Here is an 8,429-nt window from a genome sequence, read left to right on the forward strand (position 1 = left end):
TGCGTGAACCGTACGTCCACGAGGCTTCCCTGCTCATGGACGCTGAAAGCGACCCCGGGACGGCGGGGGCCGCGATCACCGTAGAGCTTTGTGGAAGCTGGGAGCACCCGCCGCCGTGCCCGCTGGCGCCGCACCACACGAGCCATCAGCGGGATGGCAACGCAGTGGCGCTCAGGGTGGTCTTCGCGGCCGAACCGAAGGCGGAAAACGAGGTTCGGCGTCGGATAGAAAGCGCGTTGGCGGCGGGCAGCCTCAGCGGTCCCGATGGAATCACAACCCGCTGGTCCCTGCTTCGGAGCGCAGCCGGCTCATTGAGCGAAGCGGAGCGCGAACATGCACAGCGGATCGCCGGGACCTAGCGCCTGCTCAGTAGCCGTAACTTGTGCTGTACGCCATCAGCCCCAGGACGAGGAACAGCCACAACGCTCCATAGCCGAGCAAGCACAGATATCCCAGGACCAGGCCGGTGATGGACAGGCCCTTGCCCGAGGGTTCGCGGCGGAGCGCCAGATGGCCGGTGATGATCGCGGCGACCTGCGGGATCATGAGCCAGCCAAGGATGACTGAGGCGATACCGCAGACCATGCTGGCGATACTCAGGCCCTTGGGCTCTGCCGGCATGCCGTAATACTGCGGTTGCCCATAGGAGCCGGGCTGGCTGTACGGGCTGGGTTGTCCATACGGGCTGGCTGGCTGGCCATACGCGCCAGTGCTTTGTGCGTAAGGGCTGGACGGCTGGACGTAAGGCGCCCCGTGTTGCCCGCCTGCCTGGTTTTCCGGCTGGCCGTACCGGCCCGCGCCGTACTGGTTAGGATCGTAAAGCGGCGGCGCGGGGAGGTCGGAGCCCTGTGGCGGCACAAAACGCGGCGGCTCGTAGCCGGATGGCGGATCGTCTGTTCCATGGGTACCTGACCCGTGGGAATCGGGGCGTGGCGTTGGCTGGTCACTCATGGTTTTCCCCCTCGGAAGTCTTACTGCTTAGCCTACCGCCGCCGTCATTCCAGTCACACCTTCCACAGTCCCTACCCGCCCCAGTAGGGAAGGACATACACGGCGAAGACCACGAAGGCGGCAAGGAACATCAGGTGGGTCATGCTGGTGGCCTGCTGCTGGGCCCTCGACTTCCGGCCCGCACCGTAGCCCGCACCGTGACCGGTGCTGCCGGTTCCTGCGCCCGCGGTCCGGCCCACCCGGGGTCCGAAGTTCCGGGGACCTGGCCGGCCCGGCGCTGGCCCGTTGCCCGGCGCTGGCCCGTCCACCGCAGACCTGCCTGCCGCACGTGTCTGCCGCGACTGCCTGCCCGGCGTCCCCGGCGGCTGCGCAACCCTGGGCGGGCCGGCCGGTTTCGACGTCAAAGCTCTCACCACCGGGCTTTCCGCTACGGGTTCCTGCATGAGTTCCTCGCCTAGGCGGGCGTGCAAGGTGGCCACGTCCTGCTCGTCGAGGACCGTGGGCAGTGCCAATACGGCAGCAACAACGCGGTCGGAACCTGCCACGGCGACGTCGGAGCTGGTAATGCCGAACAGATCCGGCTGCCCGGCAAGACAGATGAGCGGGCGGACGAACCGCCGGTGCCGCGGCGCCATCACAGAGGCGACGGCCGCGCACTGCGCCAGGGCGCATTCCACGGACTGCGTCCTGGCAAACCGGCCTTGCCACAAGACACCGGAGGCGACGCTGACCTCCCCCGTCCAGTTCTTGGCATCCACCACGATGACGCCGCCGGGTCCCACCAGCACGTGATCGAGGTTGGCTTTGGGCCGCCCTGGCCAATGCATGTCGTGGAGGAGGAACCAGCCGTGCGGAACGAGCGTGCCCAGCCGCTCTGCCACGATCTGTTCGCCGACAGCACCTTCATCCCACGCCTTCGTGGCATGCTCGGCCTGGTCCAGCCGGCGCTTCAGTCGCTGCACCCGTTCTGCAGTCCGCTTTGCCTGTTCGGCTGCTCCGTCCCCTGCCCCCATGACCCGGCCCCTTCCCTTCCAGGCGGCCGCTTACAGCCGCGTGCGACGCGGCCCCAGTGCCGCCGTCGCGCTTTGACGTTCCATGCTTTTCCCGAACGTAACAGCGGCGGCGGGAGCCGGTATATAGGTACTTTTGGGCCCGGTACTCAGGTTTCATTACCTGTTTCGTGACATTCCGCGTCACAGGGGCCGGATTCTGGACAGCCCGTTCTGCCCCCGGCCTGCGTCTGGCATGCTGGTCCCATGGCTAGCCGCGCGGGCACAGTTGCCCAACCCCAGGACCTTGTTGACATCACTGCGCTCCTCGACGCGTACTACGACATCACGCCGGATCTTGGTGATCCCGGCCAGCGCGTAGCGTTCGGCACCTCGGGGCACCGTGGTTCCAGCCTCAAGGCGTCGTTTAACGAAAAACACATCGTCGCGATCACGCAGGCGATTGTGGAATACCGGGCAGGGCAGGGCATCACCGGCCCCCTGTTCCTGGCCAAGGACACCCACGCCCTCAGTGAGCCGGCGCAGAATTCCGCCCTCGAGGTGCTGGCCGCCAACGGTGTGCAGGTACTGGTGGACGCCCGTCACGGCTACACCCCCACCCCTGCTCTGAGCCACGCCATCCTGACCTACAACAACAACCGTGCGGCGGGCGCCCCGGAGGCGGACGGCATTGTGGTCACGCCCAGCCACAACCCGCCGGGCGACGGCGGCTTCAAGTACAACCCCCCGCACGGCGGCCCCGCCGACTCCGACGCCACCGGCTGGATCGCCAACCGCGCCAACGAACTGCTCGAAAACGGCCTCCGCGGCGTGAAGCGCATTCCGCTCGCTGACGCCCTGGCCGCGGACAGCACCGGCAAGTTCGACTTCCTGAGCAGCTACGTTGATGACCTCCCGTCGGTGCTGAACCTGGACGCCATCCGCGACGCCGGCGTCCGCATCGGTGCCGACCCCATGGGCGGTGCCGCAGTGGATTACTGGGGCGAAATCGGCGAGCGCCACCACCTGAACCTCACGGTGGTGAACCCCACCGTGGACCCGCAGTGGGCATTCATGACCCTGGACTGGGACGAAAAGATCCGGATGGACTGCTCGTCGCCGGCCGCGATGGCTTCGCTGATCAAGCGGATGTCCGACGGCGGCAGTTCAGGCGCGTTCGACGTCGCCACCGGCAATGACGCCGACGCCGACCGCCACGGCATCGTCACCCCGGACGGTGGCCTGATGAACCCGAACCACTACCTTGCAGTGGCCATCGACTACCTTTACCGCAACCGCAGCGGCTGGAACCCCAATTCGGTGGTGGGCAAAACCCTGGTGTCCTCCTCGATCATCGACCGCGTTGCTGAAAGCCTGGGCCGCAAGCTCGTGGAGGTCCCCGTGGGCTTCAAGTGGTTTGTGCCGGGACTGCTGTCCGGCGAGGGCGCGTTCGGTGGCGAGGAATCGGCCGGCGCATCCTTCAACAAGCTGGACGGCAGCGTCTGGACCACGGACAAGGACGGCATCCTGCTGGCGCTGCTGGCCTCGGAGATCACCGCTGTCACGGGCAAGTCCCCCTCCCAGCTGTACAAGGGCCTGACCGATCAGTTCGGCGCCCCGGTCTATGCGCGCATTGACGCAGCAGCAACCCGGGAGCAGAAGGCGGCCCTGGGCAAGCTCTCGCCGTCGGACGTCACCGCCACCGAGCTGGCAGGCGAGACGATCCTCGCGAAGCTGACCGAGGCGCCGGGCAACGGCGCCCCGATTGGCGGGCTCAAGGTCGTCACCGAGAACGCCTGGTTCGCCGCCCGCCCGTCCGGGACCGAGGACGTCTACAAGATCTACGCCGAGTCCTTCAAGGGCGAGGAGCACCTCAAGCAGGTCCAGGCCGAGGCCAAGGCGCTGGTGGACGGCGTCATCGCCTAACCTGCCTGTCCCGCCTCACCTGCCTGTCCCGCCAACGAGACAACCAACGCTCTCTCACTTAATGCGCTTAAAACACCGATGCTCTCTCACTTTCTTCAGGAAAGTGAGAGAGCATCGGTTTTAAAGCCGCATTAAGTGAGAGCGCGTCGGTGTTAAACGTGCAGTAGGTGAGAGAGCGTCAGACGGTGCGGACGACGTCCTCGTAGCTGAACTTGGGCTTTGCTGCGCCCCAGGCGTCTTCACCGGGCTGGCCGATGTTGACCACGAGGAAGCTCTTCTGATCGCCGGCGGGGAAGAAGACTGCGTCGATGGCGCTGAAATCGGCTCCGGTCATGGGGCCGGCGGCAAGACCCAGCGAGCGGACGGCGATGATGAAGTAGCCCGCCTGCAGGTGGGCGTTGTTGTTGCCGGTGGCAGCGGCCAGGTCCGGAGCGGCGTCGTACATGGCCTTCGGGGCGTTGTACCCGGGCAGGAAGGTGTCCCACTGCTCGGCCCAGGCGGTGTCATAGCTGAGGACGGCAATAAGCGGAGCCGAGGCGGTCTTGGCCTTGTTTCCGTTGGCCAGGGTGTCAACGAGCTTCGCGCGGGCCTCGTCGGAGCGGACGTAGGTGACGCGGAGCGGCTGGGAGTTGAAAGCCGTGGGGCCGAACTTGGTGAGCTCGTAAATGGCGCGGGCCTGGTCCTCGGTCACCTCGCCGGTGAAGGAGTTGGCCGTGCGCGCTTCGGCAAAGATGGCGTCGACGGCGGCCGGGTCGATAACTGCTTCTTCGTGGGCAATGGTCATTGACGTACCTTTCGCTGCGCAGCGCACCTGTTTGGCGGCTGTCTGTTCCCCGTTCCATAGTTGCAACTTCAAGCGTTCGATTCCTCTTCCCATGACGGCACGTGACCTTCGCCACAGACCACCCGCGGACGGGGAGCCGGAATCCTTCGGGCTACAGGCAGGCCACCCGACAGCACCCTCTCAACGCGGGGCCCTGCGGCGCGGTATTGTTGCAGCGGAAGATCCCGGCCCGTCGCGGCACCCCCTTGAAAGGCCCCCGCCCATGAGCATGCTCGGAATGAAATGGAAGCTCCACGGCAACGGCAAATCGATCAAGCCGGGCCACGTGGTTGCCCCGGATGAGCGGCTCGCCTGGCCACTGACCATCGGCGTGGGCATGCAGCACGTGGTGGCCATGTTCGGAGCCACTTTCCTGGTCCCCATCATCACCGGGATGCCGCCGGCCACCACCTTGTTCTTCTCGGGCATCGGCACGTTGCTTTTCCTGGTGATCACCAAGGGCCGCGTACCCAGCTACCTCGGCTCGAGCTTCGCGTTCATCGCCCCCATCATGGCGTCCCAACAGCAGTTCGGCGTCCCGGGGGCGCTGGGCGGAGTGGTGATTGCCGGCGTCGTACTTGCCCTCATCGGCGCCATTGTGCAGAAATTCGGCGCCGAGTGGATCAACCGGCTGATGCCGCCGATCGTCACCGGCGCCATTGTGGCGCTGATCGGGCTGAACCTCGCCCCCGCTGCGAAACAGAATTTCGACGCCGCCCCCATCACCGCCGTCATTACGCTCGCCACGATCATCCTGGTCAGCGTCCTGTTCCGCGGCATCATCGGCCGCTTGAGCATCCTGGTGGGCGTGGTGGTGGGATACCTCGTGGCCATGCTCCGCGGCGAAGTGAGCTACGAAAAGATGGACGCGGCGGCGTGGGTCGGCCTGCCCCAGTTCCAGACCCCGGAGTTCCACGTTGGGGTGCTTGGCCTCTTCATCCCGGTGGTGCTGGTCCTCGTGGCCGAGAACATCGGGCACGTGAAGTCCGTGGCGGCAATGACCGGCCAGAACCTCGACGGCGTCTCCGGCCGCGCGCTGATGGCTGACGGCGCTGCGACGGTGCTGGCGGGCATCGGCGGCGGCTCCGGCACCACCACCTACGCCGAAAACATCGGCGTCATGGCAGCGACGAAGGTGTATTCGACGGCGGCCTACTGGGTGGCCGGCGTGTTCGCCATCGTCCTGAGCTTCTCACCCAAGTTCGGCGAACTGATTGCCACCGTCCCACCCGGGGTCCTGGGCGGTGCTGCCACCATGCTGTACGGGATGATCGGCGTTCTGGGCGTGAAGATCTGGGTCCAGAACAAGGTGAACTTCTCCAACCCGATCAACCTGACCACCGCCGCCGTGGCGCTGATCATCGGCATTGCGGACTACACCTGGACCGTCGGCGACCTGACGTTCACCGGCATCGCGCTTGGCTCCACCGCCGCCCTGGTGATCTACCACGGCATGAAAGCGATCGCCAAGGCCCGCGGCTCTGTGGCGGAGCCGGAAACCGAAGTGGCCGGGCTGCCGCCTGCAGCGAAGGCCACCCTTAACGCTGCAGCGAAACGCGCACCGAAGAAGCGCTGAGTCAGGCCGCGTGGCCGCCGCTGAGCTGTTGGGCAGCCGGGCCGCCGCGGCCGAACACGGGCCGTGGCTCCGGGCGTTTGGGCACCAGCAGGCTCTCGTCCTCCGGATGGAGCTTGAGTTGCCGCAGCGCCCAGGGGACAAGGTATTCGCGCGCCCAGGTCAGGTCCTCTGTGCGGGCCTGGCGCCAGCTTCGCGGGACCATCAGCTTGGGCTGCTGGGGCAGCAACGTGTGTGGGACGCCCAGGCCTTTCAGCACCGCCGCCGCAATGGTGTGATGGCCCAGCGGCGAGAAGTGCAACCGGTCCGGGTCCCACATGCCCGGGTCCGAGAGTTCGCGCAGGAACCACAGGTCAACCATCACCGCGTCGTGGCGTGCCGCCACGGTATGCAGGTTCTCGTTGAAGATGGCCACCTTCCCGCGGATCTGGCTGAAAATCGGCGTCGCACCCCAGTCCGGGCCTGCGAAAAGGACCACCGTGGCCCCGGAACGGGTCAGCTGCCCCACCCCCTCGTCGATTGTCTCGGCAAGCCGGTCAGGATCGCTGCGCCGAAAGACGATGTCGTTACCGCCCGCTGAAACTGTGACCAGATCAGGCTTCAGAGCCAGCGCCGGGCCGAGCTGCTCATCGAAGATCTGCCGCACCAGCCGCCCCCGCACGGCCAGGTTGGCGTACGCGAAATCCGGCTGGTTTTCGCTCAGTTCCTCTGCAACCCGGTCCGCCCAGCCCCTGTAACCGCCTTCGCTGAGGGGCTCGGGATCTCCGATCCCTTCAGTGAATGAGTCACCCAGGGCAACGAGCCGGTGCCAAGGATGTGGTGCAGGAACCGAAAAGGCATCCGGGGTTACCGGGTTTTCCTTCCAGGCATTCATGGTGTACTCCCTGTTGTGTGGGGTCCCTTGAGGGCAGGTGATTCAACTGAAACCAGTCCACGCAAATCGGCCGTTTCCTGGGCAGGAGCATTCGAGTCCTGCCGCGAGGCGGCCACTATGTTCATCGCAGCCTCGCGAAGGCCCTGATGGTTATGCCTGGCGACGGTCCGCAGATACTGCAGGGCCACCTCATGGCCCAAGCCGTAATCCGCCATCAGCGTGCTGACGGCCACGTCCATCAGCACCATGGAGCTTTCGGCGACAGCCCGCTCTGCGCTGGCTTCGGCCCGTTCGGCGACACGCAGCACCACCCGCAGCGCCCTGGCCACTTCCCGCGCATAGGCCAGGGTTTTGACGATGTCCTCGCTGGTGAAGGCGTGCGGGGTGGATGCATAGAGGTTGATCGCGGCACTTGATCCTGCGGTGGACACAATCGGCATGGACAGCAACGACCTGACGCCGTGGTCTGCTGCCGCACTGGCATATCCCGGCCAGCGCCGGTCGCGGGCCATGTCAGCAAGGTGAACGAAGTCTCCCGAGCGCAGGGCCTCCAGGACCGGCCCGTCCTCGAAGGAGCACTGCTCCTGGTCCGCGGCCAGTGCTACGGCGCTGCCGGCCGCGACCGTATGGGCTGAGCCGTGGCGGAAGAAGGTGGCGGCCCAGCTGATGCCGCGGTGCTCCCCGTTGATATCGCGCATGAATTCATGGGTGACCTCAGCAAGGAAGCTCTCGACATCCTTGCTGTCGAACACCACATCCTGGGGATCGGGAAGTGATTCCCAGACCGGTTGCGCCGGAGTCTCCGCGGCCATGATCCACGCCTTGGTTCGGAAGGCGGCCCACTTCAAAACCTCTTCCTAGGATACGTCCGGATCGGCCCGGATGGGCGAAAGTACGGCAGATGGACGCAGAAGAGTGCCGCCCGGCACGAAGCCGGACGGCAGCTCTTTCACCCTGCCGGGACGTCTGTCCGTCCCGGCACCCAACGGTCAGCCGGCGTCGAAGCTTTCCTCGTCGTCGTCGTTCGGTGATTTCTCCTGGGGGAGGTCGTTGCCGCTGCCGTCCGGCACACCGGATGCCTCCTGGCCCGGCTCCGAAGAGAAGGGCTCGGACCCTTGTGAATCAGCGTTGGATTCGTCGATTTCGGCTTCTGCGGAGGGTACGTCCGCGTCGCGCGGAACCGGCGGCTCGTCCCTTTCAACGCCCGGATCGTTCGTGTCGGCCCCGGCGTGCGGCTGGTCATCGGAGCCGCCGGACCGGCCGGCACCGGCAGCACCGGCACCGCCCAGCTCC

The 8,429-nt window shown here is 66.2% G+C and carries 9 protein-coding genes; 3 read left to right on the forward strand and 6 right to left on the reverse strand.

Annotated elements, in window-relative coordinates:
• Positions 1-359 (forward strand): hypothetical protein (locus DBR22_RS20005; protein WP_219928144.1); only part of this gene is annotated, 359 nt, incomplete at its 5' end.
• A gap of 7 nt (positions 360-366) precedes the next feature.
• Here DBR22_RS20005 and DBR22_RS20010 read toward each other — a convergent pair.
• The gene (locus tag DBR22_RS20010; RefSeq protein WP_108600441.1) at positions 367-951 is read right to left on the reverse strand and encodes a DUF4190 domain-containing protein; all 585 of its coding nucleotides are present in this window, start codon (positions 949-951) and stop codon (positions 367-369) included.
• Between the two features lie 71 nt (positions 952-1,022).
• On the reverse strand, positions 1,023-1,964 hold the full coding sequence (locus DBR22_RS20015; RefSeq protein ID WP_108600442.1) for a nuclease-related domain-containing protein: 942 nt from the start codon (positions 1,962-1,964) through the stop codon (positions 1,023-1,025).
• A 243-nt stretch (positions 1,965-2,207) separates the two neighbouring features.
• On the opposite strand from DBR22_RS20015, the gene pgm reads away from it, so the two are divergent.
• Positions 2,208-3,866: a phosphoglucomutase (alpha-D-glucose-1,6-bisphosphate-dependent) gene (gene pgm, locus DBR22_RS20020; RefSeq protein ID WP_108600443.1), complete on the forward strand. Its 1,659-nt coding sequence runs from the start codon at positions 2,208-2,210 to the stop codon at positions 3,864-3,866.
• Positions 3,867-4,044: 178 nt separating this feature from the next.
• Here pgm and DBR22_RS20025 read toward each other — a convergent pair whose 3' ends face one another.
• A complete protein-coding gene (locus DBR22_RS20025; RefSeq protein WP_108600444.1) occupies positions 4,045-4,650 on the reverse strand; it encodes a malonic semialdehyde reductase in 606 nt (201 codons plus the stop codon).
• Positions 4,651-4,912: 262 nt separating this feature from the next.
• Between DBR22_RS20025 and DBR22_RS20030 the strand changes: the two genes are divergently transcribed.
• Positions 4,913-6,265, forward strand: coding sequence for a uracil-xanthine permease family protein (locus DBR22_RS20030; protein WP_108600445.1), 1,353 nt, complete (start codon positions 4,913-4,915; stop codon positions 6,263-6,265).
• Between the two features lies 1 nt (position 6,266).
• Here the strand turns inward: DBR22_RS20030 and DBR22_RS20035 are convergent, their stop codons facing one another.
• From DBR22_RS20035 to DBR22_RS20045, 3 genes are all read right to left on the reverse strand, one after another.
• Complete coding sequence (locus DBR22_RS20035; protein ID WP_108600446.1) at positions 6,267-7,136, reverse strand: SGNH/GDSL hydrolase family protein; 870 nt, start codon at positions 7,134-7,136, stop codon at positions 6,267-6,269.
• A complete protein-coding gene (locus tag DBR22_RS20040; RefSeq protein WP_108600448.1) occupies positions 7,133-7,948 on the reverse strand; it encodes a GAF and ANTAR domain-containing protein in 816 nt (271 codons plus the stop codon). Before DBR22_RS20040 ends, DBR22_RS20035 begins: the two co-directional genes overlap by 4 nt.
• A 177-nt stretch (positions 7,949-8,125) precedes the next feature.
• Positions 8,126-8,425 (reverse strand): hypothetical protein, encoded by a 300-nt coding sequence (locus DBR22_RS20045; protein ID WP_258229335.1) that lies wholly within the window; start codon positions 8,423-8,425, stop codon positions 8,126-8,128.
• Positions 8,426-8,429 lie beyond the last annotated feature (4 nt).

Origin of the sequence: Arthrobacter sp. HMWF013 (assembly GCF_003061105.1) — a bacterium.
Lineage (GTDB): Bacteria > Actinomycetota > Actinomycetes > Actinomycetales > Micrococcaceae > Arthrobacter.

Coding starts and splice junctions, on each gene's coding strand:
- DBR22_RS20010 (WP_108600441.1), bottom strand. CDS start 951: ATGAGTGACCAGCCAACGCCACGCCCCGATTCCCACGGGTCAGGTACC.
- DBR22_RS20015 (WP_108600442.1), bottom strand. CDS start 1,964: ATGGGGGCAGGGGACGGAGCAGCCGAACAGGCAAAGCGGACTGCAGAA.
- pgm (WP_108600443.1), top strand. CDS start 2,208: ATGGCTAGCCGCGCGGGCACAGTTGCCCAACCCCAGGACCTTGTTGAC.
- DBR22_RS20025 (WP_108600444.1), bottom strand. CDS start 4,650: ATGACCATTGCCCACGAAGAAGCAGTTATCGACCCGGCCGCCGTCGAC.
- DBR22_RS20030 (WP_108600445.1), top strand. CDS start 4,913: ATGAGCATGCTCGGAATGAAATGGAAGCTCCACGGCAACGGCAAATCG.
- DBR22_RS20035 (WP_108600446.1), bottom strand. CDS start 7,136: ATGAATGCCTGGAAGGAAAACCCGGTAACCCCGGATGCCTTTTCGGTT.
- DBR22_RS20040 (WP_108600448.1), bottom strand. CDS start 7,948: ATGGCCGCGGAGACTCCGGCGCAACCGGTCTGGGAATCACTTCCCGAT.